Genomic DNA, 23338 nt, shown 5'->3' on the forward strand with positions numbered 1-23338 from the left:
TCGGCAAACCGCAGTAGCCGGGCTCCGATGCTTAACCTGCCGGGAACAGAGACAGCAACTACCCGTGACCAACACTTTCAAGAAGCGACTTTCCTACAGGCTGACCCGAGACACCCTCCTCGTCGCCATGGCGCTGGGGCTTGTGCTGAACCTGGTCCAGATCACCCTGGACTATTTCAGTGCCAGGGATGCCATGGAAGCGGAAATCAACGCGCTGATCGAGATCAGTCACAGCCCGGCATCCCAGATTGCGTACAACATCGATGTCCGCCTCGCCGAGGAACTGCTTGATGGCCTGCTGCGCCATCCGGCCACCATCGATGCCCGTATCATCGACAACGAAGGGCATACCATGGCGGCGGCCAGTCAGAGTAGCCCCGTGTCTCCCTACCGCTGGCTCAGTGACCTGCTGTTCGGGGACAGCCGCTCCTTCAGCTCGGAACTCGAGGTGCGTCAGCTTGCCAACCTGCCCCTGGGGGAGCTCGTCGTCACCATTGATACCTTTCACTACGGACTGCAGTTCCTCAAACGAGCCGCCTATACCCTATTCAGCGGCCTGCTGAAAAGTCTGGCACTGTCGGGTGCCCTGCTGGCGATTTTCTACGTGGTACTGACCCGCCCCATGATGAATGTCATCGGTGCGCTGAGCCGGGTTTCCGCCGATTCCCCGGAAAAGATCCGACTGCCCGTGCCCGCACGGCATGAGCAGGACGAGATCGGCACCATGGTCGGCATCATTAACCAGCATCTGGAAACCATCGACTCCAGTCTGGAACAGCTGCGCGACGCAGAGAGCGCCATCAAGAACTACTCCAATCAGCTGGAGCAGGAAGTCGCTGACCGCACCCGCGAAATCTCGGACAAGAACGCAGCGTTGCAGCGGGGCAACCGGGCCCTGGTAAGAGCCAAGGAAGATGCCGTCCGCAGGGCCCGGTCGCGGGCCAACTTCCTTGCCAGCATGAGCCACGAAATACGCACACCGCTCAATGGTGTCCTGGGCATGCTGGGAGTCGCGCTTGAGGGCGAGCTGGACCCGGCTCAACGCAACCGGATCGAGATCGCGCTGAATGCAGGCGAAAGTCTGCTTGGCCTGCTCAACGATATTCTGGATATTTCCAAAGTCGAGGCCGGCAAGCTCAATCTGGAAAATATTCCGTTCAGCATGCGACACCTGATCGAGGAATGCGCGACCCTGCACTCCCAGCAGGCCCGGGCCAAGGGCATTGACCTGGTCAGCGAAATTGATCCGGAACTGCCGGAAACCTTTCTCGGCGATCCCACCCGGACCCGACAGATTCTCAACAACCTGATCAGCAATGCCATCAAGTTCACCGATGCCGGGCATGTGAAGATCAAGGCTACCCATTCCGGGGGCAGTCTGCGCCTGGAAATCATCGATACCGGCATTGGCATGTCCCGGGAAGGGTTGCACCGGATTTTCTCCCCCTTCTCCCAGGCCGATACCGACACCACTCGCCTCTACGGCGGCACCGGCCTCGGCCTGACCCTTTGCCGGCAACTGGTGGAGCGGATGCACGGGCAGATCATGGTGGATTCCCAGGAAGGCAGCGGCACCCATTTTACCGTCACCTTGCCCCTGCCCGTTCACGAAGAACCCGAATCACGCGCAGCGGTTGAATCGATTCCGGAGAAGCTCCAGCAGATTGGCGTTGCGCTGGCGGTGCCACCGGCGCATCCCCACCGTCTGGCACTGGAGAGCCAGTTGAGGGCCTGGGGAATACCGGTCCGGGGCGCAAGCCGACATCCCGAGGGCATCCTGTTGTCAACGATCGACGCGGGTGACACCGAAACCATGGCGTATGCGGACAACTGGTCCGGGGAAGGCGTCATTCTCGCCGAGGCCAGGGGCAACAGCGTAGACGGCCATACAGACCACCAGATTCTGTCGCTCCCCCTGAGGCGGGATGAACTGTACCGGTGCCTGTGCCGGGCTGCCGGGCTGATGCCGGCAGAACAGGCGCAGGAACAGCAAGCAGAAGTGCCGACCGGCCCCATCCGACCCTTGCAGATACTATTGGTGGAAGACAATCAGGTGAACCAGCTGGTCGCCAGCAGCCTGCTGAAAAAGCTTGGCCACCGCGTGGACCACGCAGAAAATGGCAAGCGGGCACTGGAAGCCCTGAAGAATGCCTCCTATGACCTGGTCCTGATGGACTGCCAGATGCCGGTCATGGACGGCTATGAGGCCACCCGGCAGATTCGCGAGAACCCGGACTGGAAAGACCTGCCCGTGATTGCGGTCACGGCCAATGTCATGCAGGGGGACCGGGAGGACTGCATTGCCGCCGGCATGAGCGACTACATCACCAAGCCCTACAACCGGGACCAGCTCCGCAGCGCTATCAGTCGCTGGGCGCCCCGGGAGTAACCCCCCTCCGGATTCCGGGGCACAATGCCGCTACAGCAACTCTTCAATATCCTTCCGGATCGCCTCGGGTTTGGCGGTGGGCGGGTAGCGGCGCACAACCCGGCCGTTACGATCCACCAGGAACTTGGTGAAGTTCCATTTGACCTTCTCTGATCCCATCAGGCCCCGCGCTTCCTGCTTCAGGAATCGGTACAGGGGATGTGTTCCGTCACCGTTCACCTCGATCTTGGCAAACATGGGAAAATCCACGCCATAATTGAGGCTGCAGAACTGGCTGATGGATTCATCGGTGCCCGGATCCTGGTTCATGAACTGATTGCAAGGAAACCCCAGAACTTCCAGGCCTTGTTCGTTCAGGTCCTTGTATAAGGCCTGAAGACCTTCAAACTGGGGCGTGAAACCACACTTGCTGGCCGTGTTCACGATCAGCAATACCTTATCGCGGTAGGCCTCCATGCTCTGTTCGTTGCCCTGAATATCACGAACGGTAAAATCGTAGATACTGGATTGCGCCATTCTGGTCTCCTGTGGTGAGCGCGAGGTTCCTGATTGTGACCAAGTCCGATGGAAAATAACACGCCGTTACAGGCCACTTGATCACAAAACCGGGAATTCGCCTGAGGTTTACTCCCTACATCCGCCACAATTCATCATAATTACCCTGTTGTAGCGCACCCTCGCTCCGATAGAATAAAGCCTTCCGTCAACCGGACGGCTGTGTATCCGTATTACCTCTCAAGGAACCTGAATTCATGCAGAACTACTACAAGTCCGCCAAGCTCGATAACGTCTGTTACGAAATTCGTGGAGTGGTTCTGCGTGAGGCGCGTCGGCTGGAAGAAGAAGGTCACCGGGTACTCAAGCTCAACATCGGCAACCCGGCCGCGTTCGAGCTTGATGTGCCGGAAGAGATCCAGCAGGACGTCATCTACAATATGCATCAGGCTCAGGGCTATGTGGAGTCCAAGGGCCTGTTCTCTGCCCGCAAGGCGGTCATGCATTACTGCCAGCAACGCGGCATCGACAAGGTGGATATTGACGACATCTACCTGGGTAATGGCGTCAGTGAACTGATCGTGATGTCCATGCAGGCGATGCTCAACACCGGGGACGAAGTACTCATTCCGGCACCGGATTATCCGCTGTGGACCGCCGCGGTCACCCTGTCCAGTGGCAAACCGGTGCATTACCGCTGCGATGAGGAACAGAACTGGTTTCCGGATATTGACGATATCCGCAAGAAGATCACCCGGCGCACCCGTGCCATCGTGCTGATCAATCCCAACAACCCGACCGGGGCGGTCTATTCCACCGAGTTGCTGGAGCAGGTCATCGAACTGGCCCGCAAGCACAACCTGATCGTGCTGTCGGACGAGATCTACGACAAGATTCTCTACGACGGCACCCGGCACGTGTCCACCGCTTCCCTGGCGGATGATGTCCTGTTCTTCACCTACAATGGCTTGTCCAAGAATTACCGCGCGGCCGGATACCGCTCCGGCTGGATGATCATCAGCGGCGCCAAACACCGCGCCCGGGACCTGGTGGAAGGCATCGAGATGCTCTCCAACATGCGCCTGTGCGCCAACGTGCCGGCCCAGCTCGCCATCCAGACCGCCCTGGGTGGATACCAGTCCATCGACGATCTGGTCGCCCCGGGGGGCCGCCTGTTCGAGCAGCGCGATACCGCCTGGCGGATGCTGAACGATATTCCCGGTGTCAGCTGTGTGAAGCCAGAAGGTGCTCTGTACCTGTTCCCGAAACTGGATCCGAAGAAGTTCCCCATCGTCAATGACGAGAAGCTGGTACTTGACCTGCTGCTGCAGGAAAAGATCCTGCTGGTACAGGGGTCGGCGTTCAACGTGGATGACAAACAGCACCTGCGGGTGGTCTTTTTGCCGAGGGCGGACACTCTCGAGGACGCCATGGGCCGCCTCGGCAATTTCCTGAGCAAATACCAGCAGTAACGGACAAGTTATGGCAGACATTCACGTCGAGGAATTCTATAAGGACGTCGCCGTCGCCCTGGTCCAACTCTACGGTGTCTTTCCGCGCCGGGTGAACCTGTTCGTGGAAGACATTGCCGGGCCGGACGAGCCCGATGAGTTCGGCCTGCACAGCAAGCGGCACATGGCCTGTTTCGGCGCCCTGCTCTGGCTTGAGGAGGAAGGGCTACTACGCTACGTGGATACCATCCGTCAGGAAGCCCTCGACCAGGCTGTGCTGACCCGGGATGCCTTCATCCGGCTCAGCGCTCCGGCGCCCCAAGCCCTGGCCGATGCAGCCGGTGTACAAATGGCCAAAACCGACAACCTGCCCCGGTCCGTCCGGCGGGACCTCTCCACCCATATCCATCTGATCCGCCAGGCGCTGAAGAGCGGCAACTCTGGGCGCATCAGCCAGGTGGTCCAGGCTACTTTTTTCGCCGACAGCAGCTACCATTAAATCGCGGTAATACTCTTGAAGCCGAGAACCCGGGCCGCATATTCCGGTCAGATGGGTGAATTGTGTCTTTGACTGAACTTTCAAGGAATTAACATGCGCATACTGCTGTTTCTGGCGACCAACCTCGCGGTCATCGTGGTGGCCAGTTTTACCCTGCGTTTGCTGGGTGTCGACAGTTACCTGAGCCAGCAAGGCATCGAATACGGCTCGCTGCTGGCATTTGCGGCAGTGTTCGGCTTCGCCGGTGCCCTGATTTCACTGTTCATTTCCAAGCCGATGGCAAAATGGAGTACCAAGGCACAGGTGATCGAATCACCCCGGACTCCGGCCGAGCGCTGGCTGGTGGATACCGTCGCGGAACTGGCCCGCAACGCGGGAATCAAGACGCCGGAGGTGGCCATTTTCCCCGCTTCCCAGTCCAACGCGTTCGCCACCGGCTGGAACAAGAATGATGCGCTGGTGGCCGTCAGTGAGGGCCTTTTGCACCGTTTCAACAAGGACGAAATTCGGGCAGTACTCGGTCACGAGATCGGTCACGTGGCCAATGGGGACATGGTGACCCTGGCGCTGATTCAGGGTGTGGTGAACACCTTCGTGATCTTCGCATCGCGGGTGATCGGCTCTTTTGTGGACCGGGTAGTGTTCAAGAATGAACAGGGCCACGGCATCGGTTTCTTTGTCGTGAGCATTGTCGCTGAGATCGTTCTTGGCATCCTGGCCAGTACTATCGTGTTCTGGTTCTCCCGTCGCCGGGAGTACCGGGCGGATATTGCCGGTGCCCAGCTGGCGGGTCGCTCGGCGATGATCAATGCTCTGGCACGGCTGAAACAGGAAAGTGAAGTGCCGGATCAGATGCCGGATTCGCTGCAGGCGTTCGGTATCAACCGCGGTGCCCGGGCGGGTCTGAGCGCTCTGTTCATGACGCATCCGCCGCTGGAAGATCGTATTCGAGCGCTGCAGGAAGCGAATCTCTGAAGACTTGCACAAAGGTTCGATAGCTCCGCTGGTGGGGCCACCCTTCCGAAACTGTGCGGAGCCATGGATGGCGGAGCTCAAGCGTCACAGGGACGTGCCGCCAGGAGCGTGTTTCGGAAGGGTGGCCCCACCAGCGGAGCTCCCCCCAAGTTAACGCCTGACGGACATCCCTCAGATCTTCAGTTTGAAACCAATCGCTCTGAAACTGTCCTGCAGGGACTTACTGGTTCCTTTGAGCTGGACCTTCAGACTGGAGCATTCCCTTCTTACCGGGTAATCCCGGCGCAGGCGGTCGAACGCGGCGCCCCTTTCTTCTGCACTACCGTTCATGGCGAGGCGTAAACGGACATCGTCCTCTCGGGGGTCGTAACAGGCCCTGAGCGCGGTCTTGATGGCCTTGTCTTCGTCAGCCGCCGAGGTAAACGAAACCTTGCTCAAAGCGGGTTCCGGGAGGAACTGGCCGGCTTTTTTGCGGATCGGCAGACCCAGGAAGTTGCTGAGCGCCTGATAGATCATTTCGGTGCCCTGGACCTTACCTTCCAGGCTGTAACCGGCGATGTGGGGGGTTGCCAGCCAAGCCAGGTCCACCAGTTCCGGGTCGATTTTCGGTTCCCGCTCCCAGACATCCAGGGCAACGAGAGGCGGGTTGGCGGAGGTCAGGCGCTGCTTGAGGACCGAGGTATCGATTACTTCGCCACGGCCGGCACTGATAAGGAGTTGGTCGGAGGTGAGTCCGGCGAGTTCGCGTTCTCCGATCATGTGGAAGGTGGCGTGGGGGCTGTTCCGGGTCAGCGGAGTGTGGAGGCTGACCACGTCGCATTCCATGGCTTCGTCCAGGCTGACGAATTCCGGGCCCTGTTCGCCTTCCCGTTCGGCCCTGGGCGGATCGCACAGTCGGGTGGTGAAGCCGAGGCGTTCCAGCTTGGCTGCCAGCTCACCGCCGACGTTGCCGACACCGACGATACCGACACTCAGGTCCGTCCAGTCAGTCAGGCCACGCCTCTCGGCATAAAGTGAAAGTACCGAAAGAACGTATTCGACGACGCTGTTGGCGTTGCAGCCCGGCGCGGCGGAGAAGCGGATGCCCTGCTCTTCCAGCCACTGGAGATCCACGTGATCGGTGCCGATGGTAGCGGTTCCAACGAAGCGGACACGGCTGCCTTCGAGCAGTTCGCGGTTGACCCGGGTTACGCTCCGGACCAGCAGGATGTCGGCATCCCGCACGTCTTCGGGGCTCATGTGGCGGCCGGAAACCCGGCGGATTTCGCCCATATCTCCGAAGAAGGAGTCGAGTAACGGAATATTCTCGTCAGCTACGATCAGCATGGTCGTCTACGTCCTTCAGTTCCTGCGCTGGCGCTGGGAGCCGCGGCCGCCCTGGGGACGTCCGCCGCCACCACTGCGGCGGCCACCGCGCTTGCGGGTGATAGCCGGCTTTTCCAGGGGTGCTCTGAGGGTATCGTCAGGAACTTCGGTTTTCAGCTTCTGGTTGATGTAGGTCTCGATCGCCGGGAGGGTGAACGAGTCGTCCTCACCGGCCAGGCTGATAGATACCCCTTTGCTGCCCGCGCGCCCGGTCCGGCCAATGCGGTGCACATAGTCTTCCGCGTTGTCCGGCAGGTTGTAGTTGAACACGTGGGTGACGCCGTTGACGTGTATGCCCCGGCCGGCCACGTCCGTAGCAACGAGCACCTGGATATTGCCTTTCTTGAACTGGTCGAGGGTACGCAGGCGTTTGTTCTGGGCGATCTCACCGGACATCAGGGAGACCTTGACCCCCTGGTTTTTCAGATCTTCCTCGAGGTCCCGGCACTGGTCCCGGCGGTTGGCGAAGACGATGGCCTTTTCCACTTCCGGGCGTTTCAGGTAATTGACCAATACCTGCAGTTTTTCATCTTCACCCAGCAGATAGACGGTCTGTTCGACCCTTTCGGCGGTCTTCTGCTCAGGCTCGATTTCCACAAACTCGGCGTTGCTGGTCCACATGGACGCCAGGTTGAGCACGTCCTGGTTGAAGGTGGCGCTGAACAGCAGGGTCTGACGGTCGTCCTTGGGGGTGCACTTGCGGATGATCCGTTTCACGTCCGGGATGAAGCCCATGTCCAGCATCCGGTCGGCTTCGTCGAGGATCAGGATGTCCAGTTGGTCCAGGAAGACATCCTGGGAACCCAGAAAATCGATCAGCCGCCCCGGTGTGGCCACCAGGATATCCACGATTTCATTCTGGAGCTGGTCCCGCTGTTTGTCATAGTTCATGCCGCCAACCACGGTGACAACGTTGTGCCCGGTATACTGGCACAGTTGCTCGGCGTCCTTGGCAATCTGCATCGCCAGCTCCCGGGTTGGCGCCAGCGCCAGTACGCGGGGCTCGGAGGCGAAGCGGTCTTTTTCGGGAATCGGAGTTTCCAGCAGTGTCTGGATGGCGGTGATCAGAAAGGCCGCGGTCTTGCCGGTACCCGTCTGGGCCTGACCAATCAGATCTTCACAGGCCAGCGTCCACGGGAGCGTTTCTGCCTGGATCGGCGTGCAGTATTCAAATCCGATGTTGGTGATGGCGTCCAGCAGGCGTTTGTCCAGGTTCAGGTCACTGAACTTCAGATCGCCGGTGTGTTTGGGGTCAGATGTCATACAGTCTCTGTATTCCTTACTCTGTCAGAAAGCGAATTGGGTGGAACCAGGCGTTGCACGTCCCGTTGCCAGGCGTTATCGAAGTTCCGGGCGGTTCCATAAAAACTCTTCAGTGAATCAAAAAATTGCTGCCCGCGGGACGGTAGCCCCTCGACCAGGTAACGCTCGGCCTGTGCCAGGACATTGGCACGGAACTGCTGTTCGTCGCAGGCCCCATCACCGGAGAGATTGTCCACGCTGATGTGAAAGCGTGAGCCGGCAGCCACTGAAAACAGCCATTCCTGGGCCTGGGGCCTGACTTCTACCCGCTCAAAGGCCCGCTGTTGTTCCGCAGTGCGACCATCCGGGCAGTACCAGTAACCATAATCGTGAAGTGTGCGGCGATGCTCACCGGCAATACACCAGTGGCTTATTTCATGTAAAGCGCTGGCATAATAACCGTGAGCAAACACGACCCGGGCCAGACCGGACGGTCCGTCAGCGGGCAGGTACTCGGGTTCTGAGCCGCCCCTGACCAGAATCGTCCGGAATGGCTCCCGGAACAGGTCATTGAACAGCATGATAAGATCGTTTGGACTGTGATTCATTGGATGGCTATTGTGCGACTTTAACGCATCCAATACCAGACCACCGGGAACTTTACCCGCAACCCTTTGTCCACTGCCGTCGGAGCAGGAATCGTCCACACACCTATAACCGGGAACTTGCACACCAGATGACAAACCCGATCTATGCCGACCGCGTTCGCCAGATAGCCTTCACCATCTTTTTTTTCCTGGCCACCTGCCTGGCCCTGTTCGCCTCCACGGCCCATGCCCTTGGCAGTTCCGGTTCCAGCCTGTTCGGTGGCGGCAATGACTTCCTCCCCGTAGACGAGGCGCTGCCCTTCAACTACACCACGGATCAGGGCGCGGTTACCCTCAACTGGAACATCACACCCGGTCACTACCTTTACCAGAACCGCGTTGCCGTCACCTCGGTTACTGACGGCGTGACCGTGGGAGAACCATCCTTCTCATTGCAGGGCGAAACCACCAACGACGAATTCTTTGGTGAAGTCACTGTCTTCTATGAGCCGGTTGAAGCTCGCGTGCCCGTCAACCTGCCGGAAGGTGCACGCGAGGCCACTCTCGAGGTCACCTACCAGGGTTGCGCCGAGGCCGGGCTGTGCTACCCACCTCAGACCCGGGAGGTACTATATTACCCCGGCGGTTCTGATGCTGGCTCTGGCTCTGCGACAACCGCGACGGGCAGCCCGACCGGAACCGCGACCGCAGCGGGGGCCGGATCTGCATCTTCCGCAGGCGCTGACGTGTCCGTCGATACCAACTCGGCCACCGGCCTGGCGGGCTTCCTCTCCGAGCAATCTGTCCTGGTCATTGCCGGTCTGTTTTTCCTGCTGGGCCTGGGGCTGACCTTCACGCCCTGCGTCCTGCCCATGGTTCCCATCATCTCCACCCTGGTGTCCGGTCATAATACCCGGACGACGGGCCATGCCCTTATGCTCTCGGGGAGCTACGTACTGGGTATGGCGCTGACCTATGCCGCTGCCGGTGTTCTGACCGGATTGCTGGGCGCCAGCTTCAACCTGCAGGCCCAGCTGCAGTCTCCGTGGGTTCTGGGCGTCTTTGCCACGCTGTTCGTAGTGTTTGCACTCTCCATGTTTGACCTGTTCGAGATCCAGCTGCCGCGTTTCATCCGGGATTCCCTCAACAACGCCAGCCACAAGCTCACCGGGTCCCGGGTCGCAGGCATTTTCGGCATCGGAGCCCTGTCGGCGCTGATCGTCTCGCCCTGTGTCTCGGCACCACTGGCGGGCAGCCTGCTGTATATTTCCACCACCCAGAATGCGGTTACCGGCGGTGTCGCTCTGTTTGCGCTCGGTCTGGGCATGGGCGTTCCGCTGATCCTGGTTGCGGTTGGCGGCCGCAAGCTGCTGCCCACCACCGGCCACTGGATGACTGCCGTCAAACACTTCTACGGTGTGATGCTGCTGGCGGTGGCCATCTGGCTGGTAGAGCGACTGGTTCCTGCCTGGGTGGCCCTGACCCTCTGGGGTTTGCTGATTGCCATCACCGGGGTCCAGCTCGGTGCCTTTGACGCCGCCAAGGCCGGCTGGCAGCGGACCCGTAAGGGGCTGGGACTGATCATGTTCGCTTACGGCCTGGCACTGCTTGCCGGGGCGGTGGGTGGCGCCAACGATCCACTCAAACCCCTGGCGCCATTCACGGTTGCCTCTTCGGCACCTTCAGTTCAGGCGGCAGGCAGCCACGCGGAGTTCCAACGGGTCGAGGAGCCGGCGGAAATCCGGAGGTTGCTGCAGGCTGCCCGGGACCGGAATCAACCGGTCATGCTCGACTTCTATGCGGACTGGTGCATTTCCTGCAAAGTCATGGAACGCAACGTCTTCAGCGATGCTCAGGTTGGCCGGGCATTGTCATCCTATACCCTGCTGCAGATCGACATGACCCGGAATACACCCGAACAACAGGCCTTGCTGAACGAACTTGGCCTGTTTGGCCCACCTGCGATCCTGTTCTTCCAGGCTGATGGCGACGAACTGGAAGACCAACGGATCCTCGGTGAGATGGACAAGCGGGAGTTCCTGGCCCACCTTGAGCGGTTACCGATCCGGACCTGATGGCCGGATCATCCGCCACGACGAATCAGGTAGACGAACTCCCCCTCCTGCTCCGCCTGTCCCACCAGCTCATGCCCGAGGAACTGGCAGAAACGGGGAATGTCCCGGGTGGTGGAAGGGTCGGTCGCCACCACCCGCAGAACGCCGCCGGGCTCGACGTCGTTAATGCGGTTGTGGAGCATCATGACCGGCTCCGGGCAGAACAGGCCCCGGGCATCAAGTTCGGCGTCAAATTCAGTGGCCGTCAAACGATCACTCCTTCTGGTTAAGCTGATTTTTCAGAAATTCGTGCTAAATTGCTGTTTATAACAGTTAAAAATGTACGGAGGAAAACCATGATACGGGTTTTGATCGAACGCCATATCGCCGAATCCCTGGAAGAAGCCTATGAACAACGGGCCCGCCTTGTGCTGCAGCAGGCAGTGGCGGCGCCGGGCTTCATCTCCGGGGAAACCCTGGTCGACAGCCACGACCCCAATCACCGCATCACCCTCGCCAACTGGCGCTCGGAAGCCGACTGGGACCGCTGGTACCACTCCGTGGAACGCAAGGATCTGATGGCAGAACTCGTCCCGATGATGGACAAGGATGAAGTCATCACGGTGCTCGAGCAGAACGCAATCTGATCGCACCGGATCAAACTTGATCAGCCAATGCGCTCGATAAAGCAGGTGATCTCTTCCCGGTCATGATACAGGTGGCGGGCGCGCATTCGGAAGCCGACGCCCGCCCGGGCCAGCCCCTCCTCAATGATTTCGCGGCAGATCAGCCACTCTTCATAGCGTTTCTTCATGGGCAGTTTCAGGTTGAATACGGTAAACCGGCATAAACCGGAACCCACCCAGTCCACCGCCAGGCGTGCCGTCTTTCTGGGCTGATCCACAATATCGCAGACCATCCAGTCGATACCGCGCTTCGGCCGCCAGCTATAGCCGTCGGCTCGAACATGTTCAACCTGACCGGAGGCCATCAGGTCCGGATCCATCGGGCCATTATCCACCGCAGTGACCAGCATGCCCTGACGGACCAGCTGCCAGGTCCAGCCACCAGGAGCGGCGCCCAGGTCCGCGGCTTTTTTCCCTCCCCCAAGATACTCCAGCTCCTGTTCAGGAGGCAGGAACACCTTCCAGGCTTCCTCCAGTTTCAGTGCCGAGCGGCTTGGAGCCGACGCCGGAAGCCGAAGCCGCGGGATGCCACCCACGAAGCGGGCCCGGTTATTCCGGAGACTGAAGCCCACCACTGCATGGCCGAAATCCGGCAGGAAAATCTCCAGCCGGGCAGGCGTGTCCGCTTCTACGTCCTGCAGGAGCCCTGCGCCCCTGAGCCCCTTTGACAGTGGGGCCACCCACTTCCGGGCAAAGTTGCCAAGGTCCCTGTCAGCATTGTTTTCCAACAGGCGGATTTCCACCCGGGCACACTCCGGACAACCACCGTCCAGCTGTCGGAGTCCTTCAATGACCGCACCTACCCGATCTTCTGACGGTAACTCCAGCCGCTCGAGCACCACCAGCCAATCCCGGACAAACACCAGTTGCGCCAGCCTGACCCGAGCCAACAGCTCCTCGGCAGGTTCAGGGCCCGGTAGAGAAAACCAGACTATGCCCTCGCCCCTCACCGGTTCGAAAAAGCCATACATACCGGATTCCATCGCGGAATCGGTAAGTTCCCGCCCGGCCTCGGTCTCGAAGCCGGGCCGGCAGAATGCGAGAATCTGTTCCATGTTGCCCCTGTAGCGGACTCCTGCCTGAAACCCGCAAATTTGAATCTGTTTAACAGTGAAGATTGTGTACGTTGGCTACACTTCCAGCTCACTTTGTTGCTGGAAGCGCTGAATGCCAACTCTGATCCGGCTTATGTCTGCAGCCATGATCTGCTGCCTGTCTGCCCTGGCCTGGGCCAATCAGCCCCTCTCTCCGGGCACATGTCCGGTGTTGGATGTCGCAGACGACAGCGCCCGCCACAACCTGATGGACTATGTCTGCTTCCACAGCGCCGACCCGGAAGATGCCGCCCACCAGGCTACAGCTCCGGAAGACCTGCCGCAGTCATTGGCCTGGACCGCAGCAGACGGCCATGACCTGGTATTCAGTCATACAGAATCGGTGTACTGGCTGAACCTGCAACTGGCCAATACCGGCAATACCCGGGGGTTCTGGTATCTCAAGCTGGATTATCCCCTTCTTGACGAGGTGACATTCTGGACCTCCGGTCGCGATGGCGCTACCCGGAAACTGGCAACAGGCGACCAATACCCCTTTGCCTCCCGGGGCATAGATTATCGGTATTTCCTGCTGCCCGTCACCCTCGGGTCGCAGGAGCTGCTTGATGTCACAATCCGCATCCGCAGCAGTGGCGCGCTCAACGTTCCCCTGTCTCTGGAAACCCCGGCCGAGGTCATCTCCACCAGCAATCACCTCACCCTGACCCACGGGCTGTTCTACGGAGCGCTGGCAATCTTTGCCGCCTTCAATCTGCTGCTGTTCTTCAGTTCCGGGACCGTCTACTACTTCTACAATGCCTTTTACATGGCCGCCATGGGCCTGTTCCTGTTTGCCATGGGCGGTTTTGCCAACCAGTATTTCTGGCCCGAAAGCGCCGGCTTTGCCAACACCTCGATTCCTCTGGCCCTGGGACTCTGCGCCCTGGCCATGACCCTGTTCGGTCGGTCTTTCCTGGAAGTGAAGCCGGATACCCTCGCCAACACCACCCTCAAGGCCCAGGCCTGGTTCTGTATCGTCTTTTTGGGACTGACCTTCATTCTGCCCTACAACAAAACCATCATCCTGAACACGGTTCTGGCTCTGACCGTCATCGCCAGCCTGCTGATCTCAGCGGGGATTCGCTGGCGCCAGGGCTATCCACCCGCCATCTGGTACCTGCTGTCCTGGATGGTCATGCTCGCCGGCGCCCTCATCTATGCACTGGCGGCTTTCGGTTATCTTGCCGACTTCCTGGCACGGGAATCATTGATGCAGGTAACCATCGGCGGTCAGGTCATCCTGCTGAACTACGCCATGGTCCAGCGCTGGCGCCTGCTGAACCAGAAACTCCTCGAGGTGGAGCACAAGGCCCGCACGCAGCTCGAATTCAAGGTGCACGAACGCACCTCACAGTTGCGCAACGCCATGCGGGAACTGGAAAAAGCCAATCGGAAACTGGCGGCACTGAGCCTGAACGACCCGCTGACCGGCCTGTATAACCGCCGGCATCTGGACAACATCCTTCCGGAACTTTGTGCCGAAGCCAGGAGGACCGGCCAACCTCTGACTCTTGCCCTGATCGATGCCGACCGGTTCAAGGCAGTGAATGATAGCTGGGGCCATGGTTTCGGGGACACCTGCCTGCAACTGATTGCCGACATCCTCTCCCGCCATGTGAAACGTCCCAGGGATATAGCCATCCGCTTTGGTGGCGAGGAGTTTGCCGTGCTGTTACCCGGCGCCGACAGCGCGGGCGCCCGCAACGTGTGCCAGGCGATACTCGATGAGTTGAGGAACACGCCGCTGGATACGCCCGACGGCAAGACCCTTACCATGACTCTGAGTGCTGGCGTAGCAGAGTTTGCAGCCCCGGAGGACCAGAGCGCGCTGTTCCGCCGTGCCGACGATGCGCTGTACCGGGCCAAAGCCTCCGGGCGTGACCGGGTACAAATCGCCGAGCCGGAACTCACTGATCAGGGCGCACCAGCGACTCAATAAACTGACGGACGTGACGGGCGGCCTCGTTGATCAGGTCCTGGCCGGTTTCCGCCTGTCGGGCCAGCGGCTGGAAGTCGTGGTTACCACCTTCCAGCCATACCACCTGGCAAGACCCGAGCTCACTTTGCCGCTCATTCACCTCACCCGGCTTGCCAAACGGATCGCGGGTTCCCTGGACCACCAGCATGGGGCACTCGATTCGGGGAAAATGGTCAATACGCCAGTTATCCGGCCTTCCGGGGGGATGAAACGGATAACCGAAGCATACCACCCCGTCGATCCCGCCCTTTCCGGCTGCCAGGAGACTGGCCATTCGCCCGCCCATGGATTTGCCACCGATGAGGACCGGGCACGCATCTCCCACCTCTGACCGGACTTGCTCCACAACGCTACGGAAACTCTCAAGAAGTCGGGGCTGCCGGTCTGGCGGCCGTTTCTTGCCATCCTCCCGGCGCTTCTGCATATACGGAAACTCGAACCGCACCGCAGCGATCCCCTCCGCATCCAGCGCTCCGGCCAGTTCCTCCATGAACGGAGAATCGGCCGGTGCGCCGGCACCATGGGCCAGAATCAGTACGACTTTCGGCTGATTTTGGTAGTAATTGCTCTTAATCAATTCCACTGAATTCACCTCTGCCAAATCAGGGACTATCATACCCAGAGCAAGCAGCAATTACCCTGGGCGCATCTCCCTCTTCGCGAATGATTCACATGCTCGCCATGTCGCTGATTTCGGTGAATTTGACGGATATCAGGAGTTGACCTGAGTCATTGCAAACAGCTAATGGTTTCTCCATACTTGCGCCCGCATAATTCCCCATCCTAAACCCATTGGTAAGGCTATGAGCACAGTAAATGCAAACCTGACATACAACTATAAGGTGGTGAGACAATTCGCCATCATGACAGTGGTATGGGGTATTGTAGGAATGGCTATGGGTGTGCTGATCGCAGCGCAGCTCGTCTGGCCATCCCTCAACCTCGACCTGCCCTTTACCCACTTCGGCCGGCTCCGGCCGCTGCATACCAACGCCGTTATCTTCGGCTTTGGTGGAAGTGCCTTGTTTGCCACCTCCTATTACGTAGTCCAGCGTACGTGTCAGGCCCGCCTGATCTCGGACGGCCTGGCGGCGTTCACGTTCTGGGGCTGGCAGGCAATCATCGTGGCAGCAGCCATCACCCTGCCAATGGGCCTGACTTCATCCAAGGAATACGCCGAACTCGAGTGGCCGATCGACATCGCCATTGCAGTGGTCTGGGTAACTTACGCACTGGTGTTCTTCGGCACAATCATGAAGCGCAGCACGCCACACATCTATGTGGCCAACTGGTTCTACGGCGCCTTCATCATCACCGTTGCCGCTCTGCACATCGGTAACAACATGGCCCTGCCGGCCACCGCCTTCAAATCCTACTCTGCATACGCCGGCGTGACCGACGCCATGATGCAGTGGTGGTACGGCCACAACGCCGTAGGCTTCTTCCTGACCGCGGGCTTCCTGGGCATGATGTATTACTTCGTTCCCAAGCAGGCAAACCGCCCCGTCTACTCCTATCGTCTCTCCATCGTCCACTTCTGGGCTTTGATTGCCACTTACGTTTGGGCCGGTGGCCACCACCTGCACTACTCCGCACTGCCGGACTGGGCCCAGACCGCAGGCATGGTTATGTCCCTGATCCTCCTGGCTCCTTCCTGGGGCGGCATGATCAACGGCATGATGACCCTGTCAGGTGCCTGGCACAAACTGCGCACTGACCCGATCCTGCGCTTCCTGGTGGTCTCCCTGTCCTTCTATGGTATGTCCACCTTCGAAGGCCCGATGATGTCCATCAAGACAGTCAACGCACTGTCCCATAACACTGACTGGACCATTGGCCACGTGCACTCCGGCGCCCTGGGCTGGGTTGCCATGATCAGTATCGGCGCCGTCTATCATCTGATTCCCAAGCTCTGGGGTCTGCAGGCCATGTACAGTACGGCCCTTATCAACGTCCACTTCTGGCTGGCAACCGTCGGTACCGTGCTCTACATCGTTGCCATGTGGGTTAACGGCATCATGCAGGGCCTGATGTGGCGCGCAGTCAACGAGGACGGCACCCTGACCTACAGCTTCGTGGAAGCTCTGGAAGCCTCCTACCCGGGTTACTTCGTCCGTTTCCTGGGTGGTGTCATCTTCCTCAGCGGCATGCTGATCATGGCTTACAACGTCTATATGACCGTTCGTCAGAAAGAAGCGGTTGCAGCTGATAACGCAGCGGCTCAGGCGGCGTAACGGGAGAGAGATCAGATGAAACACGAAATTATCGAAAAGAATATTGGTCTGATGATTATCCTGATCATCCTGACCATCAGCGGTGGCTTCCTGGTGGAAGTGGTGCCCCTGTTCTTCCTGAAGCAGACCAACGAGCCGGTAGAGGGCCTTGAGCCGCTCTCGGCTCTGGAGCTGGAAGGACGTGACATCTACATCCGCGAAGGCTGCCACGTGTGCCATACCCAGCAGATCCGTCCGTTCCGTGCGGAAACCGAGCGCTATGGTCACTACTCCGTCGCGGGTGAGTTCGTTTACGACCGCCCGTTCCTCTGGGGCTCCAAGCGTACCGGTCCGGACCTTGCCCGCGTTGGCGGCCGTTATTCCGATGCCTGGCAGCGCCAGCATCTGTATAACCCGCGCAGCGTGGTTCCGGAGTCCAACATGCCGGCGTTCCCCTGGCTGTTCGAGAACCGTGTCGATCATGAAAGTATCGATGACCGGATGACGACCCTGCAAACACTCGGTGTGCCCTACACGGACGAGCAGATTGCCGCTGCGTCCGCCGACATACAGGGTAAATTCGAAATCGAAGCGCTGGTCGCGTACCTGCAACAGCTGGGTACTGTGATTTCAGACAAACGGTGATCCCATGGATATCAATGAGCTACGCGGAATTCACACCCTTCTGGTAATGGCGGTCTTCCTCGGAATCGTCTGGTGGGCCTACAGTGCCCACCGCAAGAAGGCCAATGACGAAGCGGCGCACCTGCCCTTCGACGATGACGAAGTGGAAAAGCGTACTCTCGAACAGGAAAAGACGGAGAAGAAACAATGAGTACCTTCTGGAGCATCTGGATCAGTGTGATCGTGCTCGGTACTGTATTTGGCTGTGTCTGGCTGCTGTGGGCGACCCGCAAGAACCAGACCACTGATGTCGAAACAGACCGGACCATGGGCCATTCCTTCGATGGCATTGAGGAATACGATAATCCGCTGCCGAAGTGGTGGTTCTATCTGTTCATGGCAACCTGTGTGTTTGCCCTGGGTTACCTGGCGCTGTATCCGGGTCTGGGCAACTTCAAGGGCCTGCTGGGCTGGACTTCCACCAACCAGTGGGAAGCCGAAGTTGCCGCAGCTGAAGAGAAATACGGCGAAATCTATGCCCAGTATGGCGACACCCCGGTGCCACAACTGGCAACCAATGAAGACGCCCTGAAAATCGGTCAGCGTCTGTTCGCCAACAACTGCGCAGTGTGTCATGGCTCTGCGGCCCGTGGCCAGGTTGGCTTCCCCAACCTCACCGATGACGACTGGCTTTACGGCGGCACACCTGATGCCATCCTGGAAACCCTGCACAATGGCCGCATGGGCAACATGCCTGCCAAAGGCACCATGCCCAACATGACCAACGAGCAGGTCGATCAGGTGGTAAACTACGTGCTGAGCTTCAGCGGCCGTGAAAAGGACGCCGAAGCAGCCAAGGCCGGCGCCCAGGTCTTCGCCCAGGCCTGTGTGGCTTGCCACGGTCCGGATGGCAAGGGCATGCAGGCAATGGGGGCGCCCAATCTGACTGACAATACCTGGCTCTACGGCTCCACTTATGACTGGATCAAGGAAACCGTCATGAACGGCCGCCAGAACCAGATGCCGGCACAGGCCGGACGTCTGTCCGAGGACCAGATCCAGATCCTCGCGGCTTACGTGTACAGCCTGTCCAACTGAGAATGATCCGGCCAGGGTGCTTTCCTGCCCTGGCGCGGTCTTTTCAACCCTGTGTCTGCCCATGCGGGCACAGGCTTGAAAAGATCAGCAGACCCGCCGAGGCCCGCTCCCCGCTTTATCCTTTCATCGGGAGGTTACGATGAGCAGTGAGATTCCGGTCAAACAGGTTGACCCTTCGTCAGATTCCTCCAACAACAATAAAAAAGCCGAGACCGTCGAGCTCTACGCGAGCCGAAAGAAGATCTATGTCAAGGAAGTGAAAGGCTTCTTCCAGCGTATCAGGAATGTGAGCCTGACCCTGCTCATGGGCATGTACTTCCTGTTCGTCTGGATCACCATCGACGGCCAGCCGCTGATCCATTTCGACCTTCCTGCGCGGGAATTCCACCTCTATGGAATGACCTTCTATCCCAAGGATTTCATTTTGCTTTCGGGCATGCTGATCATCTGTGCCTACGGCCTGTTCTTCATCACCACGCTGTTTGGTCGGGTCTGGTGTGGCTATACCTGTCCGCAAACGGTGTGGACCTTTATCTTCATGTGGGTCGAGGAACGGATCGAGGGCAGCCGCAACAAACGGATGAAGCTCGACAAGGCACCGAATTCCGGTGCGAAAATTGCAAAAAAATCTGCCAAGCATGCAGCCTGGCTACTGATTGCCCTTGCAACTGGCCTCACGTTTGTCGGTTATTTCTATCCCATCCGGGAGTTGATTGCCGATATCTTCACCTTGCATGCCAATGGTTGGGCCTACTTCTGGGTGGCCTTCTTCACTGTCGCCACCTACCTGAACGCTGGCTGGATGCGTGAACAGGTATGCCTGTACATGTGCCCGTATGCCCGCTTCCAGTCAGTCATGTTTGACCCGAACACCCGGGTGGTTTCCTACGATCCGAACCGTGGCGAGCCCCGGGGCAGTCGCAAAAAGGGCATCGACCCGAACGAACTGGGGCTCGGCGACTGTATTGACTGTGGTCAGTGTGTCCAGGTCTGCCCCACCGGTATCGATATCCGGGACGGCCTGCAGTACGAGTGCATCGGCTGCGCTCTGTGTATCGACGCCTGTGACGAAGTCATGGAGAAAATGAACTATCCCAAGGGCCTGATCCGGTACACCACCGAGAATGAGCTGGAGGGCAAGCAATCCAAGCTGCTGCGCCCCCGCACCTTCGGCTACGGCATTATGCTGGCACTGATGATTTCAGCAATTATCTTCACCATTGCTACCCGGGTGCCGGCCCAGATGGATGCCCTGCGTGACCGGGGCGCACTGTACAGCTTCAATGGCCAGGGGAGGATTGAAAACTCCTATACCCTGAAGATTGCCAACATGACCGAGGTGCCCCAGACCTTCTCCATCTCCGTGAGCGGCCTTGAGGGCATCCAGATCCTGACCGACACCAGGGTAACCGTTGAAAGTGGCGAAAATCGCTCACTGCCGACCGTCGTGGACGTTCCACCGGAATCCATCTCTGAATCCAACAACGAGATCCGGTTCCAGGCGGTATCCGAGACAGATTCGTCATTGAAACTTGAAACTGAAAGCCGGTTTGTCGGTCCAACGCGCTGATTTGCAGAATTGGCCCCGACACACCGGTTAGAAAAGAGATGAAGCATTATGAGTGAACACGCTCCGGTCGCACCCTGGTACCGCCAGCCCTGGTTCTGGTTCCTGACCATTTTTCCGCTGGCGGCCATTATCTGGTGTACCGTCATGATCGTTGTTGCCAGCAACATGAAAGACACCATGGTGACGGATGACTACTCCAAGGAAGGGCGTGGCATCAACCTGGCCATTGCCCGTGACCAGCAGGCCTATGATATGGGCATGGTCGGTGAAATGAGCTTTGAAAAGCGCGAGGTTACACTGAAGCTCAATACCGAAGAGGGTCCGGCACAATTCCCCTATGTGGTCCTGAAGCTGTTCCACCCGACTCTGGCCGAGCGGGACCGCACCATTCAGTTCCGCAATGAGGGTGGCGGGTACTACTCCGGTACCATGCTCAACGACATTGAAGGCCGCTGGTATTACGATCTTCAGGGACCGGATAACACTTGGCGCCTGAAAGGGGAAGCCTGGTTGCCCTCCGAAGATGGCCTGACCATTCGGGCGGAAAAACCCGTCAAGGGGTGAGTGCCCTGGATTGTTTCCATTGCGGTGAACCCGCCGAGGGGAACCCGCCGATCACGCTGGAGCTTGAAGGCACCACAAGGCATTTCTGCTGTCAGGGCTGTAAAGCGGTTTGTGAGACCATCCACAACGAGGGTCTCACCGGTTTTTACGACTTCCGGACAGAACCGGCAGTAACACCCCGGGAACTGTCTGCCTCCGAGCTCACCCGTCTGCGCGAGCTGGACCATCCGCTGGTCCAGCAATCCTTTGTCTCGCCCGTCAAAAGTGGTCAGGAAGCAAATCTTCTGATTGGCGGCATCACCTGCGCCGCCTGTATCTGGCTGCTTGAAAACCACATGAAAAAGCAGCCGGGGGTACAGAGTTTCTCGGTCAACCACACGACCCAGAGAGCACGACTTGTCTGGTCACCGGACCAGGCCAGACTGAGCGACCTGCTGATCGCGATCCACCAGCTCGGTTACACCGCTCGCCCCTACCAGGCCGATGAGGTCGAGCAGCAGCTCAAGGCCGAGCACCGCTCCATGCTCATCCGGCTGGCGGTAGCCGGTATCGGCTCCTTCCAGAGCATGATGCTGGCCTTTCCCCTGTATTTTGAGCTGGTCAATGATCTCTCCCCGGAGTTTGTCTCCTTTTTCCGGTGGTTCAGCCTGCTGGTTGCCACCCCGGTGGTGCTCTACAGTGCCCGGCCGTTTTTCCGCAATGCCCGTCGCGATATCCGGAGCCGGTACCTCACCATGGACGTTCCCGTCGCCATCGCCATCGGCCTTGCCTACGCCGCCAGCGCCTGGGTGACGGTGTTCGGAGGCGATGAGGTCTATTTCGAATCGGTATGCATGTTCACCTTCTTCCTGTTGCTCGGTCGCTATGTGGAAGTCCAGGCCCGCTACCGGGCCGGCCTGACCGGCAATGCCCTGGCCGGTTTCCAGCCGGCGGTTGCCGCGAGGGTGAACGGAGACGAAACCGATATAGTTCCGGCCCACGACATCCGGCCCGGCGACGTAGTCCGGGTGCGGCCTGGCGAAACCCTGCCCGTAGACGGGAGCATCGTTCGGGGTGAATCCACCCTGAACGAGGCTGCATTGACCGGAGAGTATTTACCGGAGTCGCGGGGGCCCGGTGAAAAGGTCCACGCAGGTAGTATCAACGGCGAGAATCCCCTCGATGTACTGGTTGAGAAATCCGGCACCCAGACCCGGCTCTCCGGCATCCTGCGGGTCCTCGACCGGGTCCAGTCGGAGAAACCCCCGGTTGCCAGAATGGCTGACCGGATCGCGGGCAAGTTTGTTGGCCGGGTATTGATCCTGGCCCCGCTGGTCTGGATCGGTTGGTGGCTGGCCGGGGCAGACAACGCGTTCGATATCACTCTCTCTGTGCTGGTGGTAACCTGCCCGTGTGCCCTGTCCCTGGCCACACCCACCGCCATCACTGCGGCCACTATGCGCCTGCGGAAACTGGGATTCCTGCCGACCCGGGGGCACACCCTGGAGTCCATGAATACCGTCGATACGGTCATTTTCGACAAGACCGGCACGCTTACACGGGGCGAATTGAGCCTGGTGGGCCAGCAAGGTGTTGGCAGCCTTGATGACGACATTTGCCTGCGCCTGGCCGCCGGCCTGGAAAAATTTTCCGAGCACCCCATCGCCCGTGTCTTCCACGATCGCCCTGCAACAGCCATGGAAGACGTCCGCAATCACCTCGGCGGCGGGCTGACCGGGCGACACGGGGAGCACAACTACGCCATCGGCCATCTGGATTTTGTGGCGGAGCACACCAGCGCCCCTGTGCCGGAACCTGGTCAGCATACCGGCATGGAAATCTGGCTGGCCTCCGAAGCCGAATGGCTGGCTTGCTTCCGGCTCGACGACCAGCCCCGGGCGGATGCTGCCGAAACGATCCGGGCCCTGCAGGATCAGGGCATCCGCACCATTCTGCTCAGTGGTGACCGAAGTGGCCACGTGGCCCGTGTCGCCGAGGCGCTAGGCATCACCGAAGCCATTGGGCAGGCATCGCCGGAACAGAAACTGGAAGTGCTGGAAAAGCTCACCGGCGAAGGGCGCAATGTAATGATGGTTGGCGACGGTCTGAACGACCTGCCTTCCATGGCCGGAGCCGGCCTTTCGGTGGCCATGGGAAGTGCCGCCGACCTGACCCAGCTGAAAGCCGATGCGGTTCTTCTGAATGGCCAGCTCATGCAGTTGGTGGAAGCGCTCAATACCAGTCGACAGACCCGCCGGGTGATCCGTCAGAACATGATCTGGGCCCTGGCCTATAACCTGTGCGCCCTGCCCCTGGCGGCGGCGGGCCTGGTCCCTCCGTGGCTTGCCGCCATCGGCATGTCCGCCAGCTCATTGATCGTGGTACTCAACGCGCTCAGATTGGGCACCAGCCCCGGCCAGGCCCCGACGGAACCAACACCGGTTGGTACTCGGGCATTGTCCTGATAACGTAAAA

Annotated in this window: 21 protein-coding genes; 14 read left to right on the plus strand and 7 right to left on the minus strand. The window is 59.3% G+C overall.

Annotated features, from left to right (window positions below):
• Window positions 1–64: 64 nt before the first annotated feature.
• Window positions 65–2389 carry an ATP-binding protein gene (locus ACQUTG_RS08705; RefSeq protein WP_428919021.1) on the plus strand — a complete coding sequence of 775 codons (2325 nt, stop codon included), beginning with the start codon at window positions 65–67 and terminating at the stop codon, window positions 2387–2389.
• A 30-nt stretch (window positions 2390–2419) separates the two neighbouring features.
• On the opposite strand, the gene ACQUTG_RS08710 is transcribed toward ACQUTG_RS08705, so the two are convergent.
• Window positions 2420–2905, minus strand: coding sequence for a glutathione peroxidase (locus tag ACQUTG_RS08710; RefSeq protein WP_428919022.1), 486 nt, complete (start codon window positions 2903–2905; stop codon window positions 2420–2422).
• Window positions 2906–3141: 236 nt separating this feature from the next.
• Between ACQUTG_RS08710 and ACQUTG_RS08715 the strand changes: the two genes are divergently transcribed.
• The 3 genes from ACQUTG_RS08715 (at window position 3142) to htpX (ending at window position 5809) form a co-directional block, all read left to right on the plus strand.
• Window positions 3142–4356 carry a pyridoxal phosphate-dependent aminotransferase gene (locus tag ACQUTG_RS08715; protein ID WP_091999942.1) on the plus strand — a complete coding sequence of 405 codons (1215 nt, stop codon included), beginning with the start codon at window positions 3142–3144 and terminating at the stop codon, window positions 4354–4356.
• A 10-nt stretch (window positions 4357–4366) separates the two neighbouring features.
• The gene (locus tag ACQUTG_RS08720) at window positions 4367–4834 is read left to right on the plus strand and encodes a hypothetical protein (RefSeq protein ID WP_428919023.1); all 468 of its coding nucleotides are present in this window, start codon (window positions 4367–4369) and stop codon (window positions 4832–4834) included.
• Window positions 4835–4927: 93 nt separating this feature from the next.
• Window positions 4928–5809 carry a protease HtpX gene (gene htpX, locus ACQUTG_RS08725; protein WP_428919024.1) on the plus strand — a complete coding sequence of 294 codons (882 nt, stop codon included), beginning with the start codon at window positions 4928–4930 and terminating at the stop codon, window positions 5807–5809.
• 171 nt (window positions 5810–5980) lie between these two features.
• Here htpX and pdxB read toward each other — a convergent pair whose 3' ends face one another.
• Genes pdxB through ACQUTG_RS08740 form a run of 3 tightly spaced genes read right to left on the minus strand, consistent with a single transcriptional unit; the run spans window position 5981 to window position 9024 of the window.
• The gene (pdxB, locus tag ACQUTG_RS08730) at window positions 5981–7135 is read right to left on the minus strand and encodes a 4-phosphoerythronate dehydrogenase PdxB (protein WP_428919025.1); all 1155 of its coding nucleotides are present in this window, start codon (window positions 7133–7135) and stop codon (window positions 5981–5983) included.
• 15 nt (window positions 7136–7150) lie between these two features.
• Window positions 7151–8437: a DEAD/DEAH box helicase gene (locus ACQUTG_RS08735; protein ID WP_428919026.1), complete on the minus strand. Its 1287-nt coding sequence runs from the start codon at window positions 8435–8437 to the stop codon at window positions 7151–7153.
• Window positions 8434–9024, minus strand: a complete 591-nt coding sequence (locus tag ACQUTG_RS08740) for an elongation factor P hydroxylase (RefSeq protein ID WP_428919027.1) — start codon at window positions 9022–9024, stop codon at window positions 8434–8436. The genes ACQUTG_RS08735 and ACQUTG_RS08740 overlap by 4 nt, the downstream gene beginning before the upstream one ends.
• Window positions 9025–9152: 128 nt before the next feature.
• On the opposite strand from ACQUTG_RS08740, the gene dsbD reads away from it, so the two are divergent.
• Window positions 9153–11078: a protein-disulfide reductase DsbD gene (gene dsbD, locus ACQUTG_RS08745; RefSeq protein WP_428919028.1), complete on the plus strand. Its 1926-nt coding sequence runs from the start codon at window positions 9153–9155 to the stop codon at window positions 11076–11078.
• An 8-nt stretch (window positions 11079–11086) separates the two neighbouring features.
• Here dsbD and tusA read toward each other — a convergent pair whose 3' ends face one another.
• Window positions 11087–11326: a sulfurtransferase TusA gene (gene tusA / locus ACQUTG_RS08750; protein ID WP_428919029.1), complete on the minus strand. Its 240-nt coding sequence runs from the start codon at window positions 11324–11326 to the stop codon at window positions 11087–11089.
• 87 nt (window positions 11327–11413) lie between these two features.
• Between tusA and ACQUTG_RS08755 the strand changes: the two genes are divergently transcribed.
• Window positions 11414–11704 (plus strand): antibiotic biosynthesis monooxygenase family protein, encoded by a 291-nt coding sequence (locus tag ACQUTG_RS08755; protein WP_428919030.1) that lies wholly within the window; start codon window positions 11414–11416, stop codon window positions 11702–11704.
• A gap of 20 nt (window positions 11705–11724) precedes the next feature.
• Here the strand turns inward: ACQUTG_RS08755 and rlmM are convergent, their stop codons facing one another.
• Entirely contained in the window at window positions 11725–12798 is a 1074-nt protein-coding gene (gene rlmM / locus ACQUTG_RS08760; protein WP_428919031.1) for a 23S rRNA (cytidine(2498)-2'-O)-methyltransferase RlmM, read from the minus strand.
• A 112-nt stretch (window positions 12799–12910) separates the two neighbouring features.
• On the opposite strand from rlmM, the gene ACQUTG_RS08765 reads away from it, so the two are divergent.
• Window positions 12911–14776 (plus strand): sensor domain-containing diguanylate cyclase, encoded by a 1866-nt coding sequence (locus ACQUTG_RS08765; protein ID WP_428919032.1) that lies wholly within the window; start codon window positions 12911–12913, stop codon window positions 14774–14776.
• On the opposite strand, the gene ACQUTG_RS08770 is transcribed toward ACQUTG_RS08765, so the two are convergent.
• Window positions 14745–15398: an alpha/beta family hydrolase gene (locus ACQUTG_RS08770; protein WP_428919033.1), complete on the minus strand. Its 654-nt coding sequence runs from the start codon at window positions 15396–15398 to the stop codon at window positions 14745–14747. The two genes, ACQUTG_RS08765 and ACQUTG_RS08770, sit on opposite strands and share 32 nt — an antisense overlap.
• A 220-nt stretch (window positions 15399–15618) precedes the next feature.
• Between ACQUTG_RS08770 and ccoN the strand changes: the two genes are divergently transcribed.
• The 7 genes from ccoN (at window position 15619) to ACQUTG_RS08805 (ending at window position 23328) form a co-directional block, all read left to right on the plus strand.
• A complete protein-coding gene (gene ccoN / locus ACQUTG_RS08775; protein ID WP_428919034.1) occupies window positions 15619–17049 on the plus strand; it encodes a cytochrome-c oxidase, cbb3-type subunit I in 1431 nt (476 codons plus the stop codon).
• 15 nt (window positions 17050–17064) lie between these two features.
• Window positions 17065–17673 (plus strand): cytochrome-c oxidase, cbb3-type subunit II, encoded by a 609-nt coding sequence (gene ccoO / locus ACQUTG_RS08780; protein ID WP_343810288.1) that lies wholly within the window; start codon window positions 17065–17067, stop codon window positions 17671–17673.
• Between the two features lie 4 nt (window positions 17674–17677).
• The gene (locus tag ACQUTG_RS08785; protein WP_183705609.1) at window positions 17678–17863 is read left to right on the plus strand and encodes a cbb3-type cytochrome oxidase subunit 3; all 186 of its coding nucleotides are present in this window, start codon (window positions 17678–17680) and stop codon (window positions 17861–17863) included.
• The gene (ccoP, locus tag ACQUTG_RS08790; RefSeq protein ID WP_428919035.1) at window positions 17860–18750 is read left to right on the plus strand and encodes a cytochrome-c oxidase, cbb3-type subunit III; all 891 of its coding nucleotides are present in this window, start codon (window positions 17860–17862) and stop codon (window positions 18748–18750) included. Before ACQUTG_RS08785 ends, ccoP begins: the two co-directional genes overlap by 4 nt.
• A 139-nt stretch (window positions 18751–18889) precedes the next feature.
• Window positions 18890–20320, plus strand: a complete 1431-nt coding sequence (gene ccoG / locus ACQUTG_RS08795) for a cytochrome c oxidase accessory protein CcoG (protein WP_428919036.1) — start codon at window positions 18890–18892, stop codon at window positions 20318–20320.
• Between the two features lie 48 nt (window positions 20321–20368).
• Entirely contained in the window at window positions 20369–20884 is a 516-nt protein-coding gene (locus ACQUTG_RS08800; RefSeq protein WP_428919037.1) for a FixH family protein, read from the plus strand.
• Complete coding sequence (locus tag ACQUTG_RS08805) at window positions 20881–23328, plus strand: heavy metal translocating P-type ATPase (RefSeq protein WP_428919038.1); 2448 nt, start codon at window positions 20881–20883, stop codon at window positions 23326–23328. The genes ACQUTG_RS08800 and ACQUTG_RS08805 overlap by 4 nt, the downstream gene beginning before the upstream one ends.
• The last annotated feature ends 10 nt before the right edge of the window (window positions 23329–23338 follow it).

Source organism: Marinobacter sp. DUT-1, assembly GCF_050379415.1.
Classification (GTDB): domain Bacteria; phylum Pseudomonadota; class Gammaproteobacteria; order Pseudomonadales; family Oleiphilaceae; genus Marinobacter.